This is a genomic window from Streptomyces sp. NPDC056734 (assembly GCF_042790455.1).
Classification (GTDB): domain Bacteria; phylum Actinomycetota; class Actinomycetes; order Streptomycetales; family Streptomycetaceae; genus Streptomyces.
On sequence record NZ_JBHTZD010000008.1, the window covers coordinates 140,613 to 166,821 of the forward strand.

The 26,209-nt window shown below is 72.4% G+C and carries 22 protein-coding genes; 11 read left to right on the plus strand and 11 right to left on the minus strand.

What is annotated here, in order from left to right:
- Positions 1–865 precede the first annotated feature (865 nt).
- From ACFRFC_RS14410 to ACFRFC_RS14420, 3 genes are all read right to left on the minus strand, one after another.
- Positions 866–2,329 carry an ABC transporter permease gene (locus ACFRFC_RS14410; RefSeq protein ID WP_382680600.1) on the minus strand — a complete coding sequence of 488 codons (1,464 nt, stop codon included), beginning with the start codon at positions 2,327–2,329 and terminating at the stop codon, positions 866–868.
- A gap of 167 nt (positions 2,330–2,496) precedes the next feature.
- Entirely contained in the window at positions 2,497–3,753 is a 1,257-nt protein-coding gene (locus ACFRFC_RS14415; protein ID WP_382680599.1) for an Ig-like domain-containing protein, read from the minus strand.
- 243 nt (positions 3,754–3,996) lie between these two features.
- Positions 3,997–4,368, minus strand: coding sequence for a hypothetical protein (locus tag ACFRFC_RS14420; protein ID WP_382680598.1), 372 nt, complete (start codon positions 4,366–4,368; stop codon positions 3,997–3,999).
- A 109-nt stretch (positions 4,369–4,477) separates the two neighbouring features.
- Between ACFRFC_RS14420 and ACFRFC_RS14425 the strand changes: the two genes are divergently transcribed.
- Together ACFRFC_RS14425 and ACFRFC_RS14430 are read left to right on the plus strand one after the other, a co-directional pair.
- Positions 4,478–4,804, plus strand: a complete 327-nt coding sequence (locus ACFRFC_RS14425) for a hypothetical protein (RefSeq protein ID WP_382680597.1) — start codon at positions 4,478–4,480, stop codon at positions 4,802–4,804.
- Positions 4,805–4,875: 71 nt separating this feature from the next.
- Complete coding sequence (locus ACFRFC_RS14430) at positions 4,876–5,664, plus strand: hypothetical protein (RefSeq protein WP_382680596.1); 789 nt, start codon at positions 4,876–4,878, stop codon at positions 5,662–5,664.
- Positions 5,665–5,759: 95 nt separating this feature from the next.
- Here ACFRFC_RS14430 and hutH read toward each other — a convergent pair whose 3' ends face one another.
- The 3 genes from hutH to ACFRFC_RS14445 form a co-directional block, all read right to left on the minus strand.
- A complete protein-coding gene (hutH, locus tag ACFRFC_RS14435; RefSeq protein WP_382680632.1) occupies positions 5,760–7,298 on the minus strand; it encodes a histidine ammonia-lyase in 1,539 nt (512 codons plus the stop codon).
- A gap of 81 nt (positions 7,299–7,379) precedes the next feature.
- Positions 7,380–8,534, minus strand: a complete 1,155-nt coding sequence (locus ACFRFC_RS14440) for a diguanylate cyclase domain-containing protein (protein WP_382680595.1) — start codon at positions 8,532–8,534, stop codon at positions 7,380–7,382.
- Positions 8,535–8,833: 299 nt separating this feature from the next.
- Positions 8,834–9,637, minus strand: coding sequence for an enoyl-CoA hydratase/isomerase family protein (locus ACFRFC_RS14445; RefSeq protein ID WP_382680594.1), 804 nt, complete (start codon positions 9,635–9,637; stop codon positions 8,834–8,836).
- Positions 9,638–9,853: 216 nt separating this feature from the next.
- Here ACFRFC_RS14445 and ACFRFC_RS14450 point away from each other — a divergent pair, with 216 nt between their 5' ends.
- On the plus strand, positions 9,854–10,522 hold the full coding sequence (locus ACFRFC_RS14450; RefSeq protein WP_382680593.1) for a hypothetical protein: 669 nt from the start codon (positions 9,854–9,856) through the stop codon (positions 10,520–10,522).
- Positions 10,523–10,856: 334 nt separating this feature from the next.
- On the opposite strand, the gene ACFRFC_RS14455 is transcribed toward ACFRFC_RS14450, so the two are convergent.
- Positions 10,857–11,975: an adenylate/guanylate cyclase domain-containing protein gene (locus ACFRFC_RS14455; protein WP_382680592.1), complete on the minus strand. Its 1,119-nt coding sequence runs from the start codon at positions 11,973–11,975 to the stop codon at positions 10,857–10,859.
- Positions 11,976–12,387: 412 nt separating this feature from the next.
- Positions 12,388–13,251 carry a biotin--[acetyl-CoA-carboxylase] ligase gene (locus ACFRFC_RS14460; protein WP_382680591.1) on the minus strand — a complete coding sequence of 288 codons (864 nt, stop codon included), beginning with the start codon at positions 13,249–13,251 and terminating at the stop codon, positions 12,388–12,390.
- A 226-nt stretch (positions 13,252–13,477) separates the two neighbouring features.
- Here ACFRFC_RS14460 and ACFRFC_RS14465 point away from each other — a divergent pair, with 226 nt between their 5' ends.
- The 5 genes from ACFRFC_RS14465 to ACFRFC_RS14485 all read left to right on the plus strand — a co-directional run bounded on the left by ACFRFC_RS14465 (position 13,478) and on the right by ACFRFC_RS14485 (position 18,456).
- Entirely contained in the window at positions 13,478–15,097 is a 1,620-nt protein-coding gene (locus tag ACFRFC_RS14465; RefSeq protein ID WP_382680590.1) for an acyl-CoA carboxylase subunit beta, read from the plus strand.
- Between the two features lie 18 nt (positions 15,098–15,115).
- Positions 15,116–15,325, plus strand: a complete 210-nt coding sequence (locus tag ACFRFC_RS14470) for an acyl-CoA carboxylase subunit epsilon (protein WP_382680631.1) — start codon at positions 15,116–15,118, stop codon at positions 15,323–15,325.
- 200 nt (positions 15,326–15,525) lie between these two features.
- A complete protein-coding gene (gene mmpB, locus ACFRFC_RS14475; RefSeq protein WP_382680589.1) occupies positions 15,526–15,654 on the plus strand; it encodes a morphogenic membrane protein MmpB in 129 nt (42 codons plus the stop codon).
- Between the two features lie 38 nt (positions 15,655–15,692).
- Positions 15,693–16,313: a Maf family protein gene (locus tag ACFRFC_RS14480; RefSeq protein ID WP_382680588.1), complete on the plus strand. Its 621-nt coding sequence runs from the start codon at positions 15,693–15,695 to the stop codon at positions 16,311–16,313.
- A 370-nt stretch (positions 16,314–16,683) separates the two neighbouring features.
- Positions 16,684–18,456 (plus strand): acetyl/propionyl/methylcrotonyl-CoA carboxylase subunit alpha, encoded by a 1,773-nt coding sequence (locus tag ACFRFC_RS14485; protein ID WP_382680587.1) that lies wholly within the window; start codon positions 16,684–16,686, stop codon positions 18,454–18,456.
- 56 nt (positions 18,457–18,512) lie between these two features.
- On the opposite strand, the gene ACFRFC_RS14490 is transcribed toward ACFRFC_RS14485, so the two are convergent.
- Together ACFRFC_RS14490 and ACFRFC_RS14495 are read right to left on the minus strand one after the other, a co-directional pair.
- Positions 18,513–19,517, minus strand: a complete 1,005-nt coding sequence (locus ACFRFC_RS14490) for a DeoR/GlpR family DNA-binding transcription regulator (protein WP_382680586.1) — start codon at positions 19,515–19,517, stop codon at positions 18,513–18,515.
- Positions 19,518–19,666: 149 nt separating this feature from the next.
- Positions 19,667–21,106 carry an NAD(P)H-quinone dehydrogenase gene (locus tag ACFRFC_RS14495; protein ID WP_382680585.1) on the minus strand — a complete coding sequence of 480 codons (1,440 nt, stop codon included), beginning with the start codon at positions 21,104–21,106 and terminating at the stop codon, positions 19,667–19,669.
- 192 nt (positions 21,107–21,298) lie between these two features.
- Here ACFRFC_RS14495 and ACFRFC_RS14500 point away from each other — a divergent pair, with 192 nt between their 5' ends.
- From ACFRFC_RS14500 to ACFRFC_RS14510, 3 genes are all read left to right on the plus strand, one after another.
- Entirely contained in the window at positions 21,299–21,736 is a 438-nt protein-coding gene (locus ACFRFC_RS14500; protein ID WP_382680584.1) for a gamma-glutamylcyclotransferase, read from the plus strand.
- 207 nt (positions 21,737–21,943) lie between these two features.
- Complete coding sequence (locus ACFRFC_RS14505) at positions 21,944–22,768, plus strand: purine-nucleoside phosphorylase (protein WP_382680583.1); 825 nt, start codon at positions 21,944–21,946, stop codon at positions 22,766–22,768.
- 146 nt (positions 22,769–22,914) lie between these two features.
- Entirely contained in the window at positions 22,915–24,555 is a 1,641-nt protein-coding gene (locus ACFRFC_RS14510) for a phospho-sugar mutase (RefSeq protein ID WP_382680582.1), read from the plus strand.
- 27 nt (positions 24,556–24,582) lie between these two features.
- Here ACFRFC_RS14510 and ACFRFC_RS14515 read toward each other — a convergent pair whose 3' ends face one another.
- Positions 24,583–25,998 carry a lytic transglycosylase domain-containing protein gene (locus ACFRFC_RS14515; RefSeq protein WP_382680581.1) on the minus strand — a complete coding sequence of 472 codons (1,416 nt, stop codon included), beginning with the start codon at positions 25,996–25,998 and terminating at the stop codon, positions 24,583–24,585.
- Between the last annotated feature and the right edge of the window lie 211 nt (positions 25,999–26,209).

A 26,209-nucleotide genomic window follows, 5' to 3' on the forward strand; every position in this document is an offset into this window, starting at 1 on the left:
GCCCAAGGCCGGTCGGCCCAAGGCCGGTCGGCCCAAGGCCGGTCGGCCCAAGGCCGGTCGGCCCAAGGCCGGGTAACCGAAAGCCGGTCGCCCGAGGCCGGCCACCGGTCTCCGGACACCGGACGCCGGTGGCCGGGTGGCCGCAGGCCGGGTGGCCCAAGACCGGTGACCGGGTAGCCAGGTGACCGGAAGCCAGTCGCCGGTCTCCGGACACCGAAGGCCGGTGGCCGCCCGGCCAGGTGACCGGAAGCCGAATGACCGGAAGCCGGGCCACCGAAGGCCAGATGGCCCAAGACCGGTCTCCAATCTCCGATCGCCGGTCGCCCGACACCGAAGACCGGTGACCGCCCGGCCAGCTGACCGGAAGCCGAATGACCCGAGGCCGGGCCGCCGAAGGCCGCATGGCCCAAGACCGGTCTCCAATCTCCGATCGCCGGTCGCCCGACACCGAAGTCCAGTGACCGCCCGGCCGGATGGCCGGAAGCCGGATGACCCGAGGCCGGGCCACCAAGGGCCGCATAGCCCAAGGCCAGTCTCCAATCTCCGATCGCCGGTCGCCAAAGACCGGTGACCGCCCGGCCAGGTGACCGGAAGCCGGATGACCGAAGGCCGTGAGGCCCAAGGCCGGATGACCCAAGACCGGTGGCCGGGTGACCAGGTGACCGAAAGCCGGTCGCCGGATGACCCAAGGCCGGTCTCCGGACACCGAAGGCCGGTCGCCGGTCTCCAGACACCGAAGGCCGGTGGCCAGCGGGCCGGAAGCCGGTGCCGGGTGCCCGCGGTATGGCCGGAGGCCGGTCGCCGCGAGGCCAGGTAGCCGGAAGCCGGACCCGGTGCCCACGGTGTGGCCGGAGGCCGGTGGCGGCTACTCGACGCGGCGCAAGGCGTCCGCCGGGCGCAGTCGGGACGCCCGCCAGCCGCCGAAGGCGCCCGCGATCAGGCCGCCGGCCACCGCGAGGCCCACGGCCATGACGATGGTCGTCATGGACACCGGGGCCGTCAGGGCCACATCGACGGTCTGGGACGCCGTCTGACTGCTCATCATCCGGCCGCCTCCGCCGCCCTGCCCGCCGGAGTTGGCGGCGGCACTGCCCATCTCCGCCTGGAGCGTCGGGCTGATCGCGGTCACCACATAGGCACCGGCCAGCCCGATCGCGATCCCGAGCACACCGCCGACCAGACCGTTGACCATGGCCTCGCCGACGACCTGCCCGGTCACCCGTCCCGACTTCCAGCCCAGCGCCTTGAGCGTGCCGAACTCACGGACCCGGCGCGACACCGCGGACGAGGTCAGCAGCCCGGCCACCAGGAAGGCGGCGATCAGCACCGCGATGGACAGCCACTTGCCGACGCTGGTCGCCAGGTCGGCCGCCGTGGACAGCGACCCGGACACCGTGTCCGCCAGATCCGCGGAGGTCGTCACCGTGGTGTCCGGGATGTTGTTCTGGATCTCGGACTTCACCGTGGAGATCTGCTGGGAGTCGGTCGCCTTGACATAGATCGTGGTGATCTTGTCCGCGGAGTCGCTCAGCGTCTGCGCCTGCTTCAGCGGGACGTAGAGGTCGGCGGTGGCGTCCCCGCTGTCGGCGGTGGCGATGCCGACCACCTCGTACTTGACGCTCTTGATGGTGACGTCCGAGCCGACCTTGAGGTCGTTCTCCTGGGCGTACGCGGAGTCGGCGACCAGCACCTTGGCGTCGGTCTCGGTGGCCTCGAAGGTACGGCCGCTGGTGATCTTCGAGGTGGTCAGCGGGCCCAGGTCGAGCTGGGCGACATCGGTGCCGTAGACGGAGTAGCTGTTGACGTCGAACTCGGCGCCGCCGCCCTGGACCCGGCCGCCACCGCCCCCGCCGCCCCCGCCACCGCCGGGAGCGGTCGGCGCGGTCTCCTCCTCGACCTGGCCCTGGGTGAACTCCCCGTTGACCTTCATGACCTGAAGGCTGAGCCCGCCGACCGCGTCGGCGACCCCGTTCTGCTTACCGACCTCGGCCACGGTCGAGCTGGCCAGGGTCTCGAAGCCCTGCACCATCACGCGGTCGCTGCTCTGCTCCTCGCCGGAGCCGTCCTCCTGTGCGTCGAACTGGAAACGCTGACCACCGCCACCGCCGCCGGCGGCGTCATCGGTGGGCGGTTCTGCGGCCTTGGTGACCGTCATGTCGGTGCCGATCCCGAAGAGGGACGCGAGCACCTTGTCCTGGGCCTGCCCCATGCCGGAAGACACGGAGTTGACCACGATGACCAGCGCAATACCCAGCGCCAGTCCGGAGGCGACGACAAGGGCCGCCTTCCTGCGGCGGCGCAGCTCGCGCCTCAGATAGGTGAAGAACATGCGCCGAAAGGTAGGGAGGGGACGTGATGGCGGAATAAGGCTGGGATAAGAGGAACATGAGAAGCCCGTACTGCGCGCGCAAAGCCTGGTCGCAAAGCGGACCGAACACGCGTATGCCGCCCCCCGGTGGGGAGCGGCATACGCGGAGCGGTCGGGCTGGTCCGGCGTCAGATGGCCGAACCCTCCTGCCACTGCGCCCAGTCCATGTTCCAGCCGTTCAGACCGTTGTCCGGGGCGATGGTCGTGTCCCCGGTGTTCTGGACGATCACCACATCACCGATGATCGAGTTGTCGTAGAACCAGGCACCGGCCGTGCCCGGGTCGTCGGCGCCCTTGGTGTCCGACAGACCGATGCAGCCATGGCTGGTGTTGACGCTGCCGAAGATCGACTTGTCGCCCCAGTAGTTGCCGTGGATGAAGGTGCCGGAGGTCGACAGGCGCATGGCGTGCGGGACGTCCTTGATGTCGTACTCGCCCTTGCCGTCGTCGTCGGTGAAACCGACCGTCGCGCCGTTCATCCGGGTCTCCACGAACTTCTCGGAGATCACCATCTGGCCTTCGTAGGTCTTGGTCTCGGGGGCGCCGGCGGAGATCGGGATGGTCTTGATCGTCTTGCCGTCCTGCGTGACCTTCATCTGCTTGGTCTCGGCGTCGACGGTGGTCACCTGATTGCGGCCGATGGTGAAGGTCACCGTCTTCTGCTGGACGCCGAAGACCCCGGAGGCACCCTCGACACCGTCGAGCGCCAGATCCAGCGTGACGGTGGAGCCCTCCTGCCAGTACTGGTCGGGCCGGCAGTCCATGCGGTTGGCGTTGAACCAGTGGCAGACGACCTCCTGGCCGCTGCTGCTGGAGACGGTGACGCCCTGCTGGACCTCGGCCTTGTTGGTGATCGCCTTGTCGAAGTTGATCGAGACCGGCATCCCGACCCCGACCGTGGAGCCGTCCTCCGGCGTGAACGTGCCGATGAAGCTGTTGTCCGGGGAGACCGTGGTGAAGGACGCGTTCTCATGGGCCGCGCGGCCCTCGGAGTCCGCGGCGGTGACCTGGACCTTGTAGGAGGTGGACCGCTCCAGCTGGGCGGTGGGCGCCCAGCTCGTCTTGTCGGCGGATATCTCGCCCGCGACCGCCGTGCCCTCGGTGGTCGTCATCGTCACCGCGGTGAGCGTGCCCTTGCTGACCGTGACCGCCGCGGAATTGTTGATGGAGGCGTTCGCCGAGCCGTCCTCGGGTGTGATCTTGATCTGGGCCTCGGAGGTCTTCTGCGCCGCCGCCTCGTCGACCTTGGCCTGTGAGCTGTCGCCGCCCCCCTCACTGGCGGCGGCGCTGTCATCGCCACCACCCGAACACGCAGAGAGCACCAGCACACCGCCGAGCAGAGCGGACGCGACCGTCAGGCCCCTGCGCCGCTTGCTGTTCGTCATCACACGCATCTCCATCGTCGCCGATTCCCCAGAACCCCGAGAGTCCCCGTCAAGACCTTCCAACGCTACGACCGGTTCGTCCCGTTCCACATGCCTCGGATGTGTGGGGCACACCACGTCCACAGGACGCGGGTGGCGCAGACCGGCCCGTGCGCTCGCTGAGACGACGAAACCCCGGGCGGCGGTTCCGCCCGGGGCCATGAAGTCCGCGGGATTTCCCGCGGGGTTCGTGTGAAGTGCGTTTCAGCCGTGGGCCCCCGCCCGGACCGGCGCCGCGTAGTCGTCCTCGCCTACTCCGTACTCGGCATCGTCCTCGTCCCCCTCCCAGTCCGGGGAGTCCGGGTCGTAGTCGATCTGCTCGCTGCTCCAGGACGCCTGGTGCAGTTCGACCCCGGGCACCTCGCCCACCAGGTCGAACGGGTCCACGAGATAGGCGAGGGCCTCGGCTGTGTCCTCGCTCACAGTGGCCTCGGCGTGCGCCCGCTCCGCCTCGGGCAGCTCCCGGTCGCCCGCGACCCGGGCCAGCGCGGCGCCGGTCACCGCACCCGGGTCCTCGACCTCCAGCACGAGGTCCACCCGAAGCCGTACAAAACGTGATGTCTCTGGTGTGCTCATGGTCGGAGCGTAAGGCCAGGCGCTCCCGTGACTTTCCCGTGACCCGCACCTTTCACTAACATCGCCCCACACGGCCAATTCGCCAGCGCTACAAGGGGATCGATATTCCGTGTCATCCGCCCGCCGTCCGCTGCTGACCGCCACCGCCGCGGGAGCCCTGCTGGGGGCCCTGTGGTTCGTCCCCTCCGCGAACGCGACGGGCGACGATCCAGCCAGAGACCCCACGCCCTCGGCGTCCCCCACGACCCAGGCCAGGATCGCCACGATCACCTCCGACGCCGCCGCTACGGGCACCGGTCCATCGAGCGGCACCCTCGAACTGGCCAGCACCGGAAGCTTCGACAGCATGCCGTACGTCGCCGGCGGCACGCTGTTCCTGACGCTCGGCGCCGGATTCGTCGTGTACTCGGTACGGCGGGAGCGGCTGGGGCCCTGAAACTCCCGAATGGTCAGACCGTCAAACAATCCGATTTGACGGTCCCTTGACCAATTGTTCATAGTCCGCTCATGAAGAGATCATCGAGGGCGCGGCTGAGCGCCACGGCCGCCGTGGGCGCACTGTCGCTGGCCCTCATCACAGGCTGTTCGGACGAGGGCTCCGCGGACTCCGAGGGAGCCGCGGGATCAGGGGACTCCGGTTCCTCCGCCGCCGCCCCGGCCAAGGCGCTGAGCGCGACGGAGCTGGAGAAGCTGCTGCTCGCGGAGGGCGAGCTGAAGGGCTTCCGGGTCGATCCGGGCGACGACTCCATTCCGGACTCCAAGACCGAGGTGTCGGCCGACCAGGCCGAGTGCGACCCGCTCGTGTGGTCGACCTCGGCCCTTCCGCCCGGCGAGACGGACGCGGGCGCCAACAACCTGGTGGGCGAGGACCCCACGGGCGGCGCCTCCCCGACCGGGCCGCTCACCGAGGAGGGCGTGGACATGCTCATGGAGATGAACATGACCTTCGTGGGCCTGTCCTCCTACGAGGGTGACGGCGCCGAGCAGGCCATGAAGGCAGTGAACGACGGTGTGCGGGCGTGCTCCGGCGGCTTCGCCATGACGGGCGAGGGCGAAACGTCGCAGATCACCGAGGTCAGCGCCTACGAGGGCGCCGACCAGGGCGACGAGTCGGCGGCGTTCACCATGAAGATCGACATGGACGGCCAGGGCACGGCCGCCTTCAACACCGAGGTCGTCCGCACGGGCAGCACGATCGCCACGTTCTACACGGTCGACTTCGGCTCGATCGGCACGGGCGAGGCCACGGACATCCCGGCCGCCCTCGTCGAGGCGCAGATCGCCAAGCTGAAGTAGTCCCGCACGTAGTCTCCTGCGCTGGTCCCGCACATAGGTCCCGCGCCGGTCCCGCACGTAGGTCCCGCGCCGGTCCCGCACGCGCCGAAGGGGCGCTACCGGAGCGGTCCGGTGACCGTCTCCGCCGCCGCGACCAGCCGTCCGTCCCGCACGAAGGCGTCGGCCGCCGCGAGGTCGGGGGCGAGGAAACGGTCCGGGCCGGGCCCCTGGACCCCGGCGGCGCGTACGGCGGTGAGGATCGCCCGGGTCGCCGGGGCGGGCGTCAGGCCCGCGCGCAGCTCGACGGCCCGGGTGGCGGCGTACAGCTCGACGGCGAGGACGCGGGTGAGGTTGTCGATGGCCGTGCGCAGCTTGCGGGCGGCCGACCAGCCCATGGAGACATGGTCCTCCTGCATCGCGGAGGACGGGATGGAGTCCGCCGACGCCGGTACGGCCAGCCGCTTCAGCTCGCTGACCAGCGCGGCCTGTGTGTACTGGGCGATCATCAGCCCGGAGTCCACGCCCGGGTCGTCGGCGAGGAAGGGCGGCAGCCCGTGGCTGCGGTTCTTGTCCAGCAGCCGGTCGGTGCGGCGCTCGGCGATGGAGGCGAGGTCGGCGACGGCGATGGCGAGGAAGTCGAGGACATAGCCGACCGGGGCGCCGTGGAAGTTCCCGTTGGACTCCACCCGGCCATCGGGCAGCACGACGGGATTGTCGACGGCGGAGGCCAGTTCGCGGTCGGCGACCAGCCGGGCGTGCGCGATCGTGTCCCGTCCGGCGCCGGCGACCTGTGGGGCGCAGCGCACCGAGTAGGCGTCCTGGACGCGGGGCGCGTCGTCCTGGTGATGCCCGGTCAGCCCCGACCCCTTGAGCACGGCCAGCATGTTGGCGGCGCTGGCGCCCTGGCCGGGGTGCGGGCGGATCGCGTGCAGCTCGGGGGCGAGCACCTTGTCGGTGCCGAGCAGCGCCTCCAGGGACAGGGCGGCGGTGATGTCGGCGGACAGGTAGAGGCGGTCGAGGTCGGCGAGGGCCATCAGCAGCATGCCGAGCATGCCGTCGGTGCCGTTGAGCAGGGCGAGGCCCTCCTTCTCGCGCAGTTCGACGGGGGCGAGGGCGTGCGCGGCGAGGAGTTCGGCGGCCGGTGCCACGGTCCCGTCCGGGCCTTCGGCGTCCCCCTCCCCCATCAGGGTCAGGGCGCAGTGCGAGAGCGGGGCGAGGTCGCCGGAGCAGCCGAGCGAGCCGTACTCGTGGACGACCGGGGTGATCCCGGCGTTGAGCAGGTCCGCCATGGCCTGCGCGACCTCGGGGCGCACGCCGGTGTGTCCCGAGCAGAGGGTCTTGAGCCGCAGGAACATCAGCGCCCGTACGACGTCCCGCTCCACCCTCGGTCCCATGCCCGCGGCGTGCGAGCGGACGATGTTGCGCTGTAGCCGGGTGCGCAGGTCCTGGCCGATGTGCCGGGTGGCCAGGGCGCCGAACCCGGTGGAGACCCCGTAGACGGGATCGGGCTTGGCCGTCAGCGTGTCCACGATCTCGCGGGCCGCCCGCAGAGCGGCGACGGCCTCGTCGGAGAGCGTGATCCGGGCGCCGCCGCGCGCCACGGCGAGCACGTCGGACGCGGTCGTACCCGTCGTCCCCACCACCACAGTGTGCATATCCATATTCAGGAGCGTACGCAGTGAATTCGAAGATGTCACCAGTGGGGCCCGGGTTCACCCCTTACCGCTTGTGCCTCCTCACCGCCGCGGCTCGTGCCGGCCCCGGAAGCGGCGGCGTTCGGCGGTGGGCCGCATCGAGGGCTCGTCGGCGAGGCGTACGACGGGGTCGTCCGGGCCCTCGCGCCCCGCGACCACCGGTTTCGCCGCCCGTACGGCCTTGGCCCGGTACTGGGCGGCGTCCGCGAGCCGGAACAGGCGCCGGGCGGAGCGGACCGGGCCGATGGCGTCCTGCGTGGAGGCGACCCCGCAGGCCACGCCCTCGCCCAGGTCCAGCTCGGCGGCCCGGCGGCACAGCTCTCCGGCGACCTTCACCACGTCGTCGGCCGGGGGGCCGACCGCCAGCAGACAGAACTCGTCCCCGCCGAGGCGCGCGACGAGGGCGCCGGGGAGCATCGCGCCGCACAGCGAGAGGACGGTGCCGAAGCGTTCCAGGAGCCGGTCGCCGACGGCGTGCCCGTGGGTGTCGTTGACGCGCTTGAGCCCGTTGAGGTCGCAGACCACGAGGCTGACGACCGCGCCGTCCCGGCGGTGCCGGTCCACGGCCTCGTCCAGCCTGCTGTCGACCAGGCGGCGGTTGGCGAGGCCGGTGAGGGCGTCGGTGAAGGCCAGGCGGCGGGCCTCCTCCAGCCGCTCGGTCTGGGCGAGGCCGGCGGCCACGACGGAGGCGAGGACGGTGGCGAACTCGGCGTCCGCCCGCGCGAACACCGGGGCGCCGGTGGGGCGGGCGACGTACAGCTCGCCCCAGGCCCGGCCGTGCAGCACGACCGGCGCGACGACGCAGCAGCCCCGGCCGCGGCGCCTGAGCGCGGCGACGCGCTGATGGAGGTAGCCGGGGCGGCCGGTCCAGGGGCCGTCGGCGGTCTCCACCCAGGCGTTGGGGCCACCGCCGCCGGCCCAGCGCTCGTGCAGGAACTCGGTGATCTCCGGGAACTGATGCACGGGGTACGCCTCGTCGTCCGGGAACTCGTCCTCGTCGGCGGCGAGGTCTCCGACGTTGACCAGGACCCGGAGGCGGCCGCGCTCCCGCTCCCAGGTCGACAGCGCGGCGAAACTCCCGTCCAGCGCGCGGCACGCCCCCAGGGCGGCGGCCCGCCACGACTCCCCTGGCGTCCCCGCCGCGGCCATTCCCTGAGCCAGGGCTACGACTGCGGCCAGCCGTGTGTCCTCTGCCATTCATCCAGGTTAGGGAGGAAAGGGGGGAATGGGGAGGTTGAGTGTGTACGGAGGGTTATGGGGTTGGGTGGGGGGGGTGGGGGGTGGCAAGGGTGAGTGGGCGAGTGCGGGTCGTGTGTGGCTGATCGCGCAGTTCCCCGCGCCCCTTAGGGCAGGGCGGTTGGCGCCCGTTTCCCCCATAGCCGCGGGCAGTCGTGCCGCAGGGCGGCACGGGTGGGCTGGGGGTCCCCCCTCTGGGGGAGGCACCCGCCAACGCGGTAAGTGTCACGCCCCGACGCCAGCCCAGACGCGGCGCACCCTCACTCCCCCGGCCACACCGGCGCCCGCTTCTCCGCGAACGCCGCCACCCCCTCCGCCCGGTCCCCGGAGAACGCCACCGACCGCCACGCCGCGTCCTCCACCTCCAGCCCTGCCCGCAGATCCAGCCCCTGCCCCACCCGAAGCGCCCGCTTCGCCGCCCGCAGCCCCACGGGCGAGTTCGCGGCGATCCGGGACGCCAGCCCCAGCGCCTCCTCCCGGTCCCGCCCGTCCTCCACGAGCACATCCACCAGCCCCAGCTCCCGAGCCGCCGCCCCCTCCACCCGCCGCCCCGTGAAGATCAGCTCGGCGGCCCGCGCCGCCCCCACCCGCCGGGGCAGCAACTGCGTCCCGCCACCCCCCGGAATCACCCCGACCGACACCTCCGGCAGCCCCACCACCGCCGTACCGTCCGCCACGATCACGTCGCACGACAGCGCCAGCTCATAGCCGCCCCCGAGGGCGAACCCGTGCACCGCCGCCACCGTCGGCATCGGCAGCTCCAGCACCCCGGTGTACGCCGCGCGCGCCACCGGCCGCTGCCGCACCAGCTCGGCGTCACTGAAGGAGTTCCGTTCCTTCAGGTCCGCGCCGACACAGAACGCCCGCTCATGGGTCGAGGTCAGCACCACGGCCCGTACGTCCCGGTCCGCCGCCAGCGCCGCGCACGCCCCGGCGATGGACCGGGCCAGCTGCGTCGACACGGCGTTCATCGCCTTCGGCCGGTCCAGCACCAGCTCCGCGACCCGCCCCTCCTCGTGCCGCCGCACCAGCACGAACTCCCCGAACCGCTCCTCGCCGCCCATGACACCCTCCCGGTTAACGTGGGTTAACAACAGTCACCCGATCATCGCAGCCCGGCCGCACGGACAAAAGACCCGTTCGGTTCCCGCCCGACGCTCCGGCACCCCGTTCGAGTGACATCGCGCCCAACCCCGGCCCCTTCACCCACATGAGCGCATAACGTGCGCACGGCCACGGCGGACCGGGGGGTCGCGCGGCACACACCGGGGAGGGGACCCATGACCGACAGGACGACGGACGACCACGCGCACCCGAGTGGGAACGCGCGTGCGCGCGCGAGCGCCGGTTCCGGCGCGAGCATCAGCACCGGCCCGCCCCGCCGCCGCCTGCCCCTGCTGGCCAGCGGGCGGCACCGCAGGCCCCGCCCCCGCAAGGTCCTGCTCGCCGTCGCCGGGCTCGCTCTCGCGTTCGGCGCGCTGAGCCTCGTACCGCCCGGCACGGATTCGGTGACCGCCGGGCCCCGGACGGCCCAGGCGGAGCCGGGCACCGGGCCCGAGCACCCCCCGGCCGACCCCGACCGCTCCACGCACGCCGCGTCGACCCTCCCCACCAGCGCCACCCCCGAGCCCGGCCCGTCGGCGACCTCCGCCATGGAAGGACTCGCCGGTACGCCACTCCCGGACGACGCCGACACCGACGCACCCCCCACCGGCACAAAGACCCCACCGCCGGCCACCAGTAGCGCCCCCGTCCCCCCACAGTCCCCCGCCGAGACGAACCAGCCACCGACGCCCGCACACCCTCAGCCGACGCCCCCCACCACCCCGCCCCCCACCCAAACGACGCCCCCGCCACCACAGCCATCACCGAAACCACCCGCACAGAAGGACCCGGGCCTGTGCATCCCGCTCCTCGGCCTCTGCCTGGGCGCGGTCCTCGGCGACTGAGACACACCACCACACCGGACCGCCCATCCCACCGGGTCACCACCACGAACGAGCCACCGATGCACCGGCGTGGTCAGCCGACGAACCCCACTACCCCGCCCCCAACGAACCGACCACACCACCACAACAGCCGCCCGCACAGGAAGCCCCAGGCCCGTGCATCCCGCACCCCGGCCTGGGCGCAATCTTCGGCGACCGAGACACACGGCCAGACCTGACCGCCATCCCACCGGGTCACCACCACGAAGCCGCCACCGATGCCCCCGCACCCTCAGCCGACGACCCCCACCACCCCGCCCCCGACCGGACGCCTGGGAGGTCCCTCGGACGCGGACTACGCCCGGTCGCCCTCCCGGCGGGTCAGCAGCCAGGGTTCCACGACGCCCATGCCGCGGACCGGGCGCTGCCACATCGGCTGGAGGGCGAAGCGGTACGCGGGCGGCTCCTCGCCCTCCTTCTCCGCCGTGACCGCCCGTTCGGCGGCCTCGGCCTCGGAGACGGGGGCCTCACCGGTGCGGACCAGTTCCTCGGCGAAGGCGCTGTCGACGAGGACGGCGTCACGGGGAGCTATGGACGTCAGCCGGGAGGCGAGGTTCACGGTCGTGCCGAAGACATCGCCCATCCGGGTCGTCACCGTGCCGAAGGCGATGCCGACCCGCAGCTCCGGCATGGTGTCGTCGCCGGACATGGTCTCGATCAGGCGCAGCGCGATCTCGGCGGCCACCCCCGCGTCGTCGGCCGCGTACAGCACCTCGTCGCCCAGGGTCTTGATGAGCCGGCCGCCGCGCGCGGCCACCAGGTCGGCGGCGGTGGTCTCGAACGCCTCCACGAGTTCGCCGAGTTCCTCCTCCTCCAGACGGCGGGTGAGGCGGGTGAAGCCGACCAGGTCGGCGAAGCCGACGGCGAGCCTGCGGTCGACCATCTCCTGGTCGTCCGCCGCCTGCACCACCCGGCCCGTCGCCGCGGCGAGCTGGCGCCGCCAGACATAGACCAGGAACTCCTCCAGCTCCGGCAGCAGCAGTTCCATCAGGGGGTACGTGACCTCGGTGCGGGTCATGCCGGGCTCGGGCGGCTCGGTCAGCCCCTCCAGGAAGGAGTCGATCTGCCACTCGGCCAGCCGGGCGCTGGTCTGCCCCGTGGACCGGGCCACCTGCACCGCCATCGCCTCGCTGAGCAGGCCCGCTTCCACCAGACCGGCGAGCCGGCGCAGCGCGAGGACGTCGGCCTCGGTCAGCGCCCTGGCCTGGCCGATGTCGGCGAAGCCCATGGCCCGCCAGAAGCGGGACGCCAGCTCCATGGAGACACCGGCGCTGCGGGCCGCCTGAAAGGGGGTGTAGCGCCGCTCGGCGCCCAGGATGAGCTGCTCCAGCCGGAGCGCCAGGGGGTCGTCGCCCGGGTCGGTGCCGTCGGGCGCTCGGTCACCCCTGCCGGAGCCCGTGTCGTCGACGGTCACGCCTGCTGCCCTTCCGATCTGCCGCGGTCAGGATCGACCGGCCTCAACTTTACGGTAGCTGTGGGCCAGGTCACTCCGTTGCGAGACGTACTGAGACGTACTGAGAGGTACTGAGACGTAGGGGGCCGTACCGAGAAGCGCTGAGACCTGCTGCCATGGTGCGGGTCCCGCTCCGCCACCGGACGCCGGCGCCGGCCTCTCTGTCCGGACCACCACGGAAAATGCCCCATTCACACCATCACAAGGGTCACACCACCTCGCGGCGACCACGCGTCCACCAGGCGGCCGACAGCCATCACACCCGCCACGACCGCCACAGCCGTCACGCCTCCCTCGACCGTCGCACGGCCCGCTCCCGTCACGCCTTCCGCAGCCCCCGCGCGGCCCACACCCCTCACCGCACCCCCACCCCTCACACCGCCCGCAGATGCACGATGTCCCCCGCCCCGACCGGTTCCCGCACCCCGTCCGCCGTCGCGATCACCAGCCGTCCGTCGCCGTCGACGGCGATCGCCTCGCCGGTGATCGAGCGGTCCCCGGGCAGTTCGGCCCGTACCTCGCGGCCCAGCGTGGCGCAGCCCGCCGCGTAGGTCTCCTGGAGACCGCTGGCGAGCGGGTCGCCGTCGGCGGCGCTCCAGCGGCCGTACCAGTCCGCGAGGGCCCGCAGTACGGCCCTGAGCAGCGGGTCCCGGTCGGTGGTGACCGCCCCGGCCAGGGCCAGGGAACCGGCGGTGGGGACGGGAAGCTCGGTCTCCCGCAGGGTGACGTTGATGCCGACGCCGATGACGACGGCGCTCTCCCCGGCGCGTTCCAGGAGGATGCCGCCGGCCTTGCGCTCCTCGCCGCCGACCGTGAGCAGCAGGTCGTTGGGCCACTTGAGTGCCGTGTCGACGCCGGCCGTGCGGGCCAGGCCGGTCGCCACCGCGACCCCGGTCAGCAGCGGGAGCCAGCCCCAGCGGGCGACCGGGACGGCGGGCTCCAGCAGGACCGAGAAGAACAGGCCCGAGCGGGGCGGGGCGCTCCACTGCCGGTCGAGGCGCCCCCGCGCGGCGGTCTGCTCCTCGGCGACCAGGACGGTGCCGCTCCGCGCGCTGCCACCGGCATAGCGGGCGACCAGGTCGGAGTTGGTGGACCCGGTGCGCTGCACGACCTCCAGCTCCGACCAGAGCCCGCCCTCGCGCAGCAGGGCCCGGCGCAGGGCCGTGGCGTCGAGGGGCGGCCGGTCCAGGTCGGACCAGCGGCCGGCGGGCGGTTCGGAGGCGTCTCGGGGAGTCATATCAGCCACCCTAGGCCCGGTCCCGGGCGCCGCGACGGGGACGCCGGGACGCACACCCTCGGTGCCCGGGGGCCCACCCTCGGTGGCAGGGAGGCGCACGGCACCCGGTGTGATCCGCAAGGCACTCCGGGTGTGGGAAACGCCGCACTGCCGATCGGAAAGCCCCGCACTACTCTACGGATGAGTAACCGTCCCCCCTTTTGAGCAGGCAGGGAGCCGCATCCCGATGTCCGAGCCGGAAGAGCCACAAGGGCCGAAAGAGCCGCACGAGCCGCACGAGATCGACACGCACACCACCGCCGGGAAGATCGCGGATCTCCGGCGCCGCGTCCAGGAGGCGACGCACGCCGGTTCGGAGCGCGCGGTCGAGAAGCAGCACGCCAAGGGAAAACTGACGGCCCGTGAGCGGATCGGGCTGCTGCTGGACGAGGACTCGTTCGTCGAGCTGGACGAGTTCGCCCGCCACCGTTCGACCAATTTCGGCCTGGCGGGCAACCGCCCGTACGGGGACGGCGTGGTGACCGGCTACGGCACGGTCGACGGGCGGCCGGTGGCCGTCTTCTCCCAGGACTTCACCGTCTTCGGCGGCGCCCTCGGCGAGGTCTACGGCCAGAAGATCGTCAAGGTGATGGACTTCGCGCTGAAGACCGGCTGCCCGGTCATCGGCATCAACGACTCCGGTGGCGCCCGTATCCAGGAGGGTGTGGCCTCGCTCGGCGCGTACGGCGAGATCTTCCGCCGCAACACCCACGCCTCCGGGGTGATCCCGCAGATCAGCCTGGTCGTGGGCCCGTGCGCGGGCGGCGCGGTGTACTCGCCCGCGATCACCGACTTCACCGTCATGGTCGACCAGACCTCGCACATGTTCATCACCGGCCCGGACGTCATCAAGACCGTCACCGGCGAGGACGTCGGCTTCGAGGAGCTGGGCGGCGCCCGCACCCACAACACCGCCTCCGGCGTCGCCCACCACATGGCGGGTGACGAGAAGGACGCCATCGAGTACGTCAAGCAGCTGCTGTCGTACCTGCCGTCCAACAACCTCAGCGAGCCGCCCGCGTTCCCGGAGGAGGCGGACCTCGTCCGCACCGACGAGGACCGCGAGCTGGACACGATCGTGCCGGACAGCGCGAACCAGCCGTACGACATGCACACGGTCATCGAGCATGTCCTGGACGACGCCGAGTTCTTCGAGACGCAGGCGCTGTTCGCGCCGAACATCCTCACCGGTTTCGGCCGGGTCGAGGGCCGCCCGGTGGGCATCGTCGCCAACCAGCCGATGCAGTACGCGGGCTGTCTGGACATCGCGGCGAGTGAGAAGGCGGCCCGTTTCGTCCGCACCTGCGACGCCTTCAACGTGCCCGTGATCACCTTCGTGGACGTCCCCGGCTTCCTGCCCGGGGTCGACCAGGAGCACTTCGGCATCATCCGGCGCGGCGCCAAGCTGATCTACGCGTACGCCGAGGCGACGGTCCCGCTGATCACGGTGATCACCCGCAAGGCGTTCGGCGGCGCCTACGACGTGATGGGCTCCAAGCACCTGGGCGCGGACCTGAACCTCGCCTGGCCGACCGCCCAGATCGCCGTGATGGGCGCCCAGGGCGCGGTCAACATCCTGCACCGGCGCACCATCGCCGAGGCGGCGGACCCGGAGGAGGCCCGGGCCCGTCTGATGCGGGAGTACGAGGACGCCCTCCTCAACCCGTACATCGCGGCCGAGCGCGGCTACATCGACGCGGTCGTCATGCCGTCCGACACCCGCGCCCATATCGTCCGCGGTCTGCGTCAGCTGCGCACCAAGCGGGAATCCCTGCCTCCGAAGAAGCACGGCAACATTCCCCTCTAGCCCCAGGAGCCCGCCATGATGTCGATCAAGGTCATACGGGGCAACCCCACCCCGGAGGAACTGGCCGCCGCCCTGGCGGTGGTCAGAGCGAGGGCGATAGCGGCCCAGTCCCAGCAACCCCGTCTCCCGGCCCCCCGGGACACCTGGTCCGACCCCTCCCGGGTAGCCACCCGCCAGGTCCCCCACCCGGGCCCCACCTCCTGGCCCCGCACCTACTGGCCAACCTGACCCCCGCCCTTCAAGAGGCGCGAACGGCATCGGGCCTGCTTTTTTGGGGGCGCGGGGAACTGCGCGAGCAACCACAACACACCCGCACCCGCCAAACCACAGCACCCCCACCCCCTCGGGCGAGGCACACAAACAGCCCCGCACCCATCTGAGTACGCATACTCAGGCGCCCCAACCCACCCCAGCCCCACGCTAGTGGCATGCTGTGGTCCGACCCCGAGAACAAGCCGCCGAAGGAACTCCGCGAAACCCAGGAGATGCTCCGGCGGCTCAGCCTTCTCATCGCCCTCGGCATGGTCCTGGCGATGATCGTGATCGGCCTCGGCTGAGCGCGGGGACCCGCGGGCGGACGACGTAATCTGACCGCATGACCGACCACCCCCGCCGCCGCCTGATCCTCGCCTCCCAGTCCCCCGCCCGGCTCGGCCTGCTGCGGCAAGCCGGGCTCGCGCCGCAGGTGATCGTCAGCGGCGTCGACGAGGACGCCGTCACCGCCCCCACCCCCGCCGAACTGGCGCTCGCCCTCGCCGAGGCCAAGGCGTCCGTGGTGGCCGCCCGCCCGGACGCCAAGGGCGCGCTGGTGATCGGCTGCGACTCGGTGCTGGACCTGGACGGCGAGGCACTCGGCAAGCCCGCCGACGCCGAGGAGGCCACCGCCCGCTGGAAGGCGATGCGCGGCCGGGCCGGCACGCTCCAGACCGGCCACTGCGTCTACGACACCGTCAGCGGCCGGTACGCCTCCGGCACCGCCGCCACGGTGGTCCGCTTCGGCGAGCCCACGGACGCCGAGATCGCGGCGTACGTGGCCTCCGGCGAGCCCCTCCATGTCGCCGGGGCGTTCACGCTGGACGGCCGCTCGGCGCCCTTCATCGACGGCATCGACGGCGACCACGGCAATGTGATCGGCATCAGCCTGCCCCTGGTCCGCCGGCTGCTGGCCGAACTGGGCGTCGGGATCACGGAGCTGTGGGCACCGCCGCAGAGCTGACCGGGACACCGCCCCGCCGCCCGTCGTACGTCGTACACCGCCCCCGGACGTTCGATTCGGGGCGCGGAGACCACCTACGGGTAAACCGAGGGACAAGGCTTCTACGGAGCGCAAAGAATCATTGGGCCATTAGTAGGGATTCCACAAAGAAACCGAGTGGCCCGCAGCACGTGATGACAGAGACCTTGACCACAGAGGGGGGCTAGGGTTTTACGGAGGGTCCCTGCGTACCACGGTGCGACAAGGGCTTTCGCGGGTGGAGCGAGCCTCGTATCACGCTCCGTGTGGGCAAGCTCACCATTGGGGACGGGTCGAACTGTCGTGTCGGCTGTCCCTAAACTCGGCTTGTTTCAAGGAGGGAGCCTCAATCGTGCGCAAGGTGCTCATCGCCAATCGTGGCGAAATCGCTGTCCGCGTGGCCCGGGCCTGCCGGGACGCAGGGATCGCGAGCGTGGCCGTCTACGCGGACCCGGACCGGGACGCGCTCCATGTCCGCGCCGCCGACGAGGCGTTCGCCCTGGGTGGTGACACCCCCGCCACCAGCTACCTCGACATCGACAAGGTCCTGGCCGCCGCCCGCGAATCCGGCGCCGACGCCATCCACCCGGGCTACGGCTTCCTGTCGGAGAACGCGGAGTTCGCCCAGGCCGTCCTCGACGCCGGCCTCACCTGGATCGGCCCCCCGCCCCAGGCCATCCGCGACCTCGGCGACAAGGTCGCCGCCCGGCACATCGCCCAGCGGGCCGGGGCGCCCCTGGTCGCCGGCACCCCGGACCCGGTGAGCGGCGCGGACGAGGTCGTCGCGTTCGCCCGGGAGCACGGTCTGCCCATCGCCATCAAGGCCGCTTTCGGCGGCGGCGGACGCGGCCTGAAGGTCGCGCGCACCCTCGAAGAGGTCCCCGAGCTGTACGACTCGGCCGTCCGCGAGGCCGTCGCCGCCTTCGGGCGCGGTGAGTGCTTCGTCGAGCGCTACCTCGACAAGCCCCGCCACGTCGAGACCCAGTGCCTGGCCGACACGCACGGCAATGTCGTGGTGGTCTCCACCCGTGACTGCTCCCTCCAGCGCCGCCATCAGAAGCTGGTCGAGGAAGCCCCGGCGCCGTTCCTGTCCGACGCCCAGACCGCCGACCTGTACGCGGCGTCGAAGGCGATCCTGAAGGAGGCCGGTTACGTCGGCGCGGGCACCGTCGAGTTCCTCGTCGGCACCGACGGCACCATCTCCTTCCTGGAGGTCAACACCCGCCTCCAGGTCGAGCACCCCGTGACCGAGGAGGTCGCCGGGATCGACCTGGTCCGCGAGATGTTCCGGATCGCCGACGGCGAGGCCCTCGGCTACGACGACCCGGCGCTGCGCGGCCATTCCTTCGAGTTCCGCATCAACGGCGAGGACCCCGGCCGCGGCTTCCTGCCCGCGCCGGGCACGGTCACCCGCTTCGACGCCCCCACCGGCCCCGGCGTCCGCCTGGACGCGGGCGTGGAGTCCGGCAGCGTCATCGGCCCCGCCTGGGACTCCCTGCTCGCCAAGCTGGTCGTCACGGGCGCCACCCGCGCCCAGGCCCTCCAGCGGGCCGCCCGCGCGCTCGCCGAGTTCCAGGTCGAGGGCATGGCCACGGCCATCCCCTTCCACCGCGCGGTCGTCACCGACCCGGCCTTCGCCCCCGAGCTGACCGGCTCCGAGGAGCCCTTCACGGTCCACACCCGCTGGATCGAGACCGAGTTCGTCAACGAGATCAAGCCCTTCAGCGCCCCCGCGGACGCCGAGGGCGACGAGGACACCGGCCGCGAGACCGTCGTCGTGGAGGTCGGCGGCAAGCGCCTGGAGGTGTCCCTCCCGGCGTCCCTGGGCATGTCCCTGGCCCGTACGGGACTGGCGGCCGGGGCCAAGCCGAAGCGGCGGGCGGCCCGTAAGTCCGGGCCCGTCGCCTCCGGCGACACCCTCGCCTCCCCGATGCAGGGCACCATCGTGAAGGTGGCCGTCGAGGAGGGCCAGGAAGTCAAGGAGGGCGACCTCGTGGTCGTCCTCGAAGCGATGAAGATGGAACAGCCCCTCAACGCCCACCGGTCGGGCACCATCAAGGGCCTGTCCGCCGAGGTCGGCGCCTCTCTCACCTCCGGCGCCACCATCTGCGAGATCAAGGACTGACGCCGGGAGTCATCCGGTGCGGGTGCGCGGAGGGGTCGGCCGGGTGGCCGACCCCTTCAGCGTCGCCGCAGGTCCGCGACGCGGGCCCGCTCCGTCCCCGGGGACTGTTCCCCCAGGACCGTGGCGGCGCCGCGCAGCGCGGTGCTGCCGGGGACACCCCGGCGGGGGCCGGGCAGGGGGACGTCCCGCACCTCCCGGCGGGCCGGGCGGGCCGGGGCGGAGTCACCCCCCGCGTTTCCCGACGGGCTGCCCGAGGTGCCGGCGACGGCGATCTGGACGCCCTGGTCGGCCAGAGCCTGCAATTCGGTGGCCGCACGGTCGTCGTGGGCCGGGGGCTCGTCGGTGACCAGCCGGGTGATGATGTCCGTGGGGACGGTCTGGAACATGGTGTCGGTGCCGAGCTTGGTGTGGTCGGCGAGGACCACGACCTCGGAGGCGGCCTGCACCAGGGCCCGGTCGACGGAGGCGGAGAGCATGTTGGACGTGGACAGCCCGCGTTCGGCGGTCAGCCCGCTGCCGGAGAGGAAGGCGCGGGACACCCGCAGGCCCTGGAGGGACTGTTCGGCCCCGGAGCCGACGAGGGCGTAGTTGGAGCCGCGGAGGGTTCCGCCGGTCATCACGACCTCGACCCGGTTGGCGTGGGCGAGGGCCTGGGCGACCAGCAGGGAGTTGGTGACGACGGTCAGTCCGGGCACCCGGGCGAGCCGGCGGGCCAGCTCCTGGGTGGTGGTGCCGGCCCCGACCACGATGGCCTCGCCCTCCTGGACGAAACTGGCGGCGAGATCGGCGATGGCCGTCTTCTCGGCGGTCGCGAGATGTGACTTCTGCGGAAAGCCGGATTCCCGCGTGAATCCGCCCGGCAGTACCGCACCGCCGTGCCGGCGGTCGAGGAGTCCTTCTGCCTCCAGTGCGCGCACGTCCCGCCGTACGGTCACTTCTGAGGTCTGGACGACGCGGGCCAGCTCCCGGAGCGACACGGCTCCGTTTGCTCGCACCATTTCGAGGATCAATTGGCGACGTTCTGCAGCGAACACGAAACTGACAGTAACCCCAACGACCATCTGCTTTCAGCAGTTTGCGCCGAATAACAGAAGTTGTTCGTACGCGAGTACTGGAAGTGGTATAGGAGCCTACGCCTGATGCCTATGCCGTGTGCACGGGCATCGCGGGCGGCAACTCGCTGTGACCAGCGGGGAGTCGGGAGCGGGTCTCAGCCCTCGCCGGTCGCTTTGCGTGTGTGCAATTGCCGGGCCACCTCGGCGATGGATCCCGAGAGGGAGGGATACACGGTGAACGCGTTCGCGATCTGTTCGACCGTCAGGTTGTTGTCGACGGCGATCGAGATGGGGTGGATCAATTCCGAGGCGCGCGGTGCGACGACCACACCGCCGACCACGATCTCGGTGCCGGGGCGGCAGAAGATCTTGACGAAGCCGTCCCGGATGCCCTGCATCTTGGCGCGCGGGTTGCGCAGCAGCGGCAGTTTGACCGCGCGGGCCTCGATGACCCCGGAGTCCACGTCGGCCTGGGTGTAGCCGACGGTGGCGATCTCCGGGTCGGTGAAGACGTTGGAGGAGACGGCCTTGAGGTTGAGCGGGGTCACCGCGTCGCCGAGGAAGTGGTACATGGCGATCCGGCCCTGCATGGCGGCGACGGAGGCGAGGGCGAAGATGCCGGTGACGTCCCCGGCGGCGTACACGCCCGGCGCGGTGGTGCGGGAGACCCTGTCGGTCCAGATGTGACCGGACTCGGTGAGCTTGACGCCCGCCTCCTCCAGGCCCATGCCCGCGGAGTTCGGGATGGCGCCGACGGCCATCAGGCAGTGGCTGCCGCTGATCACCCGGCCGTCGGCGAGGGCGACCTCGACCCGGTCGCCGACCCGCTTGGCGGAGGCGGCGCGGGAGCGGGCCATGACGTTCATGCCGCGGCGGCGGAAGACGTCCTCCAGGACGGCGGCGGCGTCCGGGTCCTCGCCGGGCAGCACCCGGTCGCGGGAGGAGACGAGGGTGACGTCGGAGCCCAGCGCCTGGTAGGCGCCCGCGAACTCGGCGCCGGTGACGCCGGAGCCGACCACGATCAGCTCTTCGGGCAGCTCGGTCAGGTCGTAGACCTGGGTCCAGTTCAGGATGCGCTCGCCGTCGGGCTGGGCGTCGGGCAGCTCGCGCGGGTGGCCGCCGGTGGCGATGAGCACGGCGTCGGCGTCGAGGCTCTCCTCGCTGCCGTCGGCCGCGCGGACCACGACCTTGCGGGAGCCGTCGAGGGCCTGCATGCCCTCCAGGCGGCCCCGGCCGCGCAGCACCCGGGCGCCCGCGCGGGTGACGGAGGCGGTGATGTCGTGCGACTGCGCGAGCGCGAGCCGCTTGACGCGCCGGTTGACCTTGCCGAGGTCCACGCCCACGACCCGGGCGGCCTGCTCGATGTGCGGGGTGTCGTCCGCGACGATGATCCCCAGCTCCTCGTAGGAGGAGTCGAAGGTGGTCATCACCTCGGCCGTGGCGATGAGCGTCTTGGACGGGACGCAGTCGGTGAGCACCGACGCCCCGCCCAGGCCGTCGCAGTCGACCACGGTCACCTCCGCGCCGAGCTGCGCGGCGGTCAGTGCCGCTTCGTATCCGCCGGGTCCGCCGCCGATAATCACGATCCGAGTCACGTACGCATTGTCCCGCACACCTCAGGGTGGTATCGCCCCGGGTGGCCCCGGACACACGGTGACGGCCGCAGTGCCGCAACGGTGACGGCCGCAGTGCCACACGGTGACGGCCGCAGTGCCGCCAAGGTGACGCCACGGCGGCGGCCGCTGTGACGGGAGGGACGGCCGATCCGGCTGTCGTACCCTCGTCGCATGTCGCTCTATGCCGCGTACGCCAGCAACCTCGAAGCGCGGCTGATGTCCCGCCGCGCCCCCCATTCGCCGCTGCGCGCCACCGGCTGGCTGAACGGCTGGCGGCTCACCTTCGGCGGCGAGCACCTCGGCTGGGAGGGCGCCATCGCGACGATCGTCGAGGACCCCCTCGCCCAGGTGTTCGTGGCGCTGTACGACGTGGCGCCGATGGACGAGGACGCCCTGGACCGCTGGGAGGGCGCGGGCCTCGACATCTACCGCCGCACCCGGGTGCGCGCCCACACCCTTGAGGGTGAGGAGTCCGCCTGGACGTACGTCCTCAACGCGTACGAGGGCGGCCTCCCCTCCGCCCGCTACCTGGGCGAACTGGCCGACGCGGCGGAATCGGCGGGAGCCCCCCACGACTATGTGATGGAACTGCGCAAGCGGCCGTGCTGAGCAGCACAGGGCACCTGAGAGCATCGCTCACCACCTCCGGCCCAGGGGCGCGGGGAACTGCGCGACCGGCCCCCACCCACCCGCGCCCGTCCACGGCCGGTCCCCCCACACACACAGCGACTTCCCAAGAAACGACAAGGCAACGATCGGCGTCCCGTGCGCTCCGTCATCTACGCGCGTAGGCCATGACCGGCTACCCTCATGCGCGTGAACGCATCTCTTCTTCCGGACGACCTCCAGGGCGACCCGTACGCCGCCGCCGACGCCGCCGCCGCGCGGCTGCGCGAACTGACCGGCGGCGAGTCCCACGACGTCGCTCTCGTGATGGGCTCCGGCTGGGCGCCGGCCGTGGACGCCCTGGGCGCCGCCGACGCCGAGTTCCCGGTCACCGAGCTGCCCGGGTTCCCGCCGCCCGCGGTCGCCGGGCACGGCGGCACGGTCCGCTCGTACGCGGTCGGTGACAAGCGCGCCCTGGTCTTCCTCGGCCGCACCCACTACTACGAGGGCCGCGGGGTGGCCTCCGTCGCGCACGGCGTACGGACCGCGGTGGCCGCCGGCTGCAAGACCGTCGTCCTGACCAACGGCTGCGGCGGACTGCGTGAGGGTATGCGTCCCGGTCAGCCGGTGCTGATCAGCGACCACATCAACCTCACCGCCACCTCCCCCATCGTCGGCGCCAACTTCGTCGACCTCACCGACCTCTACTCGCCGCGGCTGCGCGCCCTGTGCAAGGAGATCGACCCGACCCTTGAGGAGGGCGTGTACGCGCAGTTCCCCGGCCCGCACTACGAGACCCCGGCCGAGATCCGGATGGCCCGGGTGATCGGCGCGGACCTGGTCGGCATGTCGACCGTCCTGGAGGCGATCGCCGCCCGCGAGGCCGGCGCCGAGGTGCTCGGCATCTCCCTGGTGACCAATCTCGCCGCCGGGATGACCGGCGAGCCGCTGAACCACGAGGAGGTCCTCCAGGCCGGCCGGGACTCGGCGGCGCGGATGGGCTCGCTGCTGACGCAGGTCCTCGGCAGGATCTGAGCGGCGGAACGACAGCGCGACTTCGCGGGACCGTCCGTCGAAGACGAGCCGAAGACGAGCCGAAGCAGAGCAGAAGCAGAGCCGAAGAACAGCCGTAGAACAGCCGTAGAACCGCCGTAGAACAGCCGAAGAGAGGTTGACCGATCGTGCACGACGATCTCCTCGCACGTGCCGAGGCATGGCTGGCCGAGGACCCCGACCCCGAGACCCGCGCGGAACTGGCCCGGCTCATCGGGACCGGGGACCGCGCCGAGCTGGCCGACCGGTTCGCCGGCACCCTCCAGTTCGGCACCGCCGGTCTCCGCGGTGAGCTGGGCGCGGGCCCGATGCGGATGAACCGCGCGGTGGTGATCCGGGCCGCCGCCGGACTCGCCGCCCACCTGAAGCGGCAGGGGCACGCGGGCGGGCTCGTCGTCGTCGGGTACGACGCCAGATACCGGTCGGCCGACTTCGCGCGGGACACCGCCGCCGTGATGACCGGCGCGGGCCTCCGGGCCGCCGTGCTGCCCCGCCCGCTGCCCACCCCGGTGCTCGCCTTCGCCGTCCGGCACCTGGGCGCGGTCGCGGGCGTGGAGGTCACCGCCAGCCACAACCCGCCCCGCGACAACGGCTACAAGGTGTACCTGGGCGACGGCTCGCAGATCGTGCCCCCGGCGGACGCGGACATCGCCGCCGAGATCGACGCGGTCGCCGCGCTGGCCGACGTACCCCGCCCGCGGGACGGGTGGGAGGTGCTCGGGGACGCGGTGCCGGCGGCGTATCTCGCCCGTACGGACGCGGTGCTGGCGGCCGGGTCCCCGCGTACCGCCCGGACGGTCTACACGGCGATGCACGGGGTCGGTACGGAAACCCTGCTCGCGGCGTTCGCGCGGGCCGGGTTCCCCGCGCCGGTGCTGGTCGCCGAGCAGGCCGAGCCCGACCCGGCGTTCCCGACCGTGGCGTTCCCCAACCCGGAGGAGCCCGGGGCGATGGATCTGGCCTTCGCCACGGCCCGGAAGGCCGCGCCGGACCTGGTGATCGCCAACGACCCGGACGCCGACCGCTGCGCGGTGGCCGTGCCCGACGGCGACGCCGACGGCGGCTGGCGGATGCTGCGCGGCGACGAGGTGGGCGCACTGCTCGCCGCGCACCTGGTGCGGCGCGGGGCGCGCGGCACGTTCGCCGAGTCGATCGTCTCCTCCTCCCTGCTGGGCCGGATCGCCGAGAAGGCGGGACTGCCGTACGAGGAGACCCTCACCGGGTTCAAGTGGATCGCCCGCGTCGACGGTCTGCGCTACGGGTACGAGGAGGCCCTCGGCTACTGCGTGGACCCCGACGGTGTCCGCGACAAGGACGGCATCACGGCCGCGCTGCTCATCGCCGAACTGGCGTCGGAGCTGAAGGAGCGGGGGCGCGGGCTGCCCGACCTGCTGGACGACCTCGCCGTGACGCACGGGCTGCACGCCACCGATCAGCTGTCGGTGCGGGTGCGGGATCTGACGGTGATCGCCGACGCGATGCGCCGCCTGCGCGAGCGGCCGCCGACCCGGCTGGCGGGCCTGGCGATCGTCGCGGCGGAGGATCTGGCCGAGGGCACGGACCGGCTGCCGCCGACGGACGGGCTGCGCTACACCCTGGACGGCGCCCGGGTGATCGTCCGCCCGAGCGGCACCGAGCCCAAGCTGAAGTGCTACCTGGAGGTCGTGGAGCCGGTCGGCTCGCCCGCCGAACTGCCCAAGGCGCGGGCGCGGGCGGCGGAGCGGCTGGCGGAGATCAAGCGGGATCTGGCGGCGGCGGCCGGTATCTGACGGGCCGGGTCCCGGTTCCCGCGAGCGTCAGCCGGTCGTCGTCGGCTCCGGCTCCGGCTCCGGTTCCGGCTCCTCGGTGGGGGTCGGGGTCGGGGTTTCCGTGGGTGTGGGTGTGGGCTCCGGGGTCTCGGTCGGGGTGGGGGTCGGTGTCGGGGCCGGGGTTTCGACCGGCTCGACCGGATCGGCCGGATCGGCCGGGTCCTCGGTGGGCGGCTCGGGGTCCGGGGTGATCGACGGGGTGGGCTCGGGCGCCGGGGACGTCCCGGTGGGCGTCGGGCTCGGGGTCGGGGTCGGTTCGGCGGTCGTCGCGGTGGGGCTGGGCGTCGGGGCGGGGGTGCTGGGCGGCCGGGTGGGGTCGACGGGCGAGGGGGTCACCGGGCGGGGCGGCGCGGGTACGCCGTCGTCGCCTGCGTCTTCGTCGCCGCCGTCGTCGGTGTCCGCGTCGCCGCCCGTGCCTCCGCCGGGGACCGGCCGGGTGGCCGGGGTGTCGCTGCCCGCGCCGGGGCTGGCCGGGACGACGGCGGTGCCGTCGGGCACGGTGTGCACGCCGCTCAGATAGAAGTCCCGCCAGCCGAGCACGAGGTTGAGGTAATCGCGGGAGTAGTTGTAGCTGAGGATGGCCCGCTCCAGGCCGTCCGCCGTGCCCAGGTCCCGGTCACCGGCGCACAGGTAGTGACCGGCGGCGAGGGCGGCGTCGTAGATGTTGTTCGGGTCGGACGTGCCGTCGCCGTTGCCGTCGGCGCCCCAGGTCTTCCAGGTGGTCGGCAGGAACTGCATCGGCCCGACGGCCCGGTCGTACACCGCGTCCCCGTCCCACGCCCCGCCCTCGCTGTCCAGGATCAGCGCGAAGCCGTTGCCGTCGAGGGCGGGGCCGGTGATCCGGGTGAGGGTGTCGCCGTCGGCGTCCACCGCGCCGCCGCTCGCGTGTCCGGACTCGACCTTGCCGATGGCGGCGAGCAGTTCCCAGTCCAGGCCGCAGGACGGGTCCGTACGGCCGACGGAGGTCTCCGCGCGCAGGTAGGCGTCGAACACGGTGGCGGGCAAACCGGCCTCGGCGGCGGTGCGTTCCCCGGAGAGGGCGGTGAGCGTGGTTGGCGTGGTGGGCCCGGGGGGGCCGGGGGACTCGGTGGCGGCGGGTTCGTCCCCCGCCCGCTCCAGCGCCGCCACGTCCTTCAGGGGCGGGAGTTCGATGTGGTACGAGTCATCGCCCTGGGACGGTACGAGGGGCAGCTCGGCGTCCGGCGGTAAGAATCCGCCGGGCACGCTCGCGCCCTCGTCCCGCGCGGCCGGGACGGCACCGGCGTCCCCCGGCGCCTGGGAACCGGCGGTGAGCAGGGCCGCGGTGGCGGTGGCGACCGTGGCGGCACAGGCCGCGCGCAGGCCACGCCGGGTGCGCAGCCGCGCGCTCACCCGGCGCAGGGGTCCGGACAGCGGACGGGGCATGGGGTCACTCCTGACATCCGGGCGTACGTGGTGGCCACGGGGTCCGGCTCACCAGCCCCGCTCTCCCCACCCGACGCTAGGCGCCACCCCCCGGCACGGGGGCGCCTGGCCGACTCCGAGGGGAGAAGAGGAGGTGAACACCTAGGGTGCGCCCTCCTGGTGAGGCTAGGTCGGGTGGTGCGACGCGTTGGTGCGGCGCGCTGGTCCGGTG

Bases quoted from the DNA above. Each gene is read 5' to 3' on its own strand.
- ACFRFC_RS14415 (WP_382680599.1), bottom strand. From the start codon at position 3,753: ATGACGAACAGCAAGCGGCGCAGGGGCCTGACGGTCGCGTCCGCTCTG.
- ACFRFC_RS14480 (WP_382680588.1), top strand. From the start codon at position 15,693: ATGACCGACCACCCCCGCCGCCGCCTGATCCTCGCCTCCCAGTCCCCC.
- ACFRFC_RS14460 (WP_382680591.1), bottom strand. From the start codon at position 13,251: ATGACTCCCCGAGACGCCTCCGAACCGCCCGCCGGCCGCTGGTCCGAC.
- ACFRFC_RS14420 (WP_382680598.1), bottom strand. From the start codon at position 4,368: ATGAGCACACCAGAGACATCACGTTTTGTACGGCTTCGGGTGGACCTC.
- ACFRFC_RS14445 (WP_382680594.1), bottom strand. From the start codon at position 9,637: ATGGGCGGCGAGGAGCGGTTCGGGGAGTTCGTGCTGGTGCGGCGGCAC.
- ACFRFC_RS14410 (WP_382680600.1), bottom strand. From the start codon at position 2,329: ATGTTCTTCACCTATCTGAGGCGCGAGCTGCGCCGCCGCAGGAAGGCG.
- ACFRFC_RS14430 (WP_382680596.1), top strand. From the start codon at position 4,876: ATGAAGAGATCATCGAGGGCGCGGCTGAGCGCCACGGCCGCCGTGGGC.
- ACFRFC_RS14465 (WP_382680590.1), top strand. From the start codon at position 13,478: ATGTCCGAGCCGGAAGAGCCACAAGGGCCGAAAGAGCCGCACGAGCCG.
- ACFRFC_RS14490 (WP_382680586.1), bottom strand. From the start codon at position 19,517: ATGGTCGTTGGGGTTACTGTCAGTTTCGTGTTCGCTGCAGAACGTCGC.
- ACFRFC_RS14470 (WP_382680631.1), top strand. From the start codon at position 15,116: ATGTCGATCAAGGTCATACGGGGCAACCCCACCCCGGAGGAACTGGCC.
- ACFRFC_RS14440 (WP_382680595.1), bottom strand. From the start codon at position 8,534: ATGGCAGAGGACACACGGCTGGCCGCAGTCGTAGCCCTGGCTCAGGGA.
- hutH (WP_382680632.1), bottom strand. From the start codon at position 7,298: ATGCACACTGTGGTGGTGGGGACGACGGGTACGACCGCGTCCGACGTG.
- mmpB (WP_382680589.1), top strand. From the start codon at position 15,526: ATGCTGTGGTCCGACCCCGAGAACAAGCCGCCGAAGGAACTCCGCGAA.
- ACFRFC_RS14515 (WP_382680581.1), bottom strand. From the start codon at position 25,998: ATGCCCCGTCCGCTGTCCGGACCCCTGCGCCGGGTGAGCGCGCGGCTG.
- ACFRFC_RS14500 (WP_382680584.1), top strand. From the start codon at position 21,299: ATGTCGCTCTATGCCGCGTACGCCAGCAACCTCGAAGCGCGGCTGATG.
- ACFRFC_RS14450 (WP_382680593.1), top strand. From the start codon at position 9,854: ATGACCGACAGGACGACGGACGACCACGCGCACCCGAGTGGGAACGCG.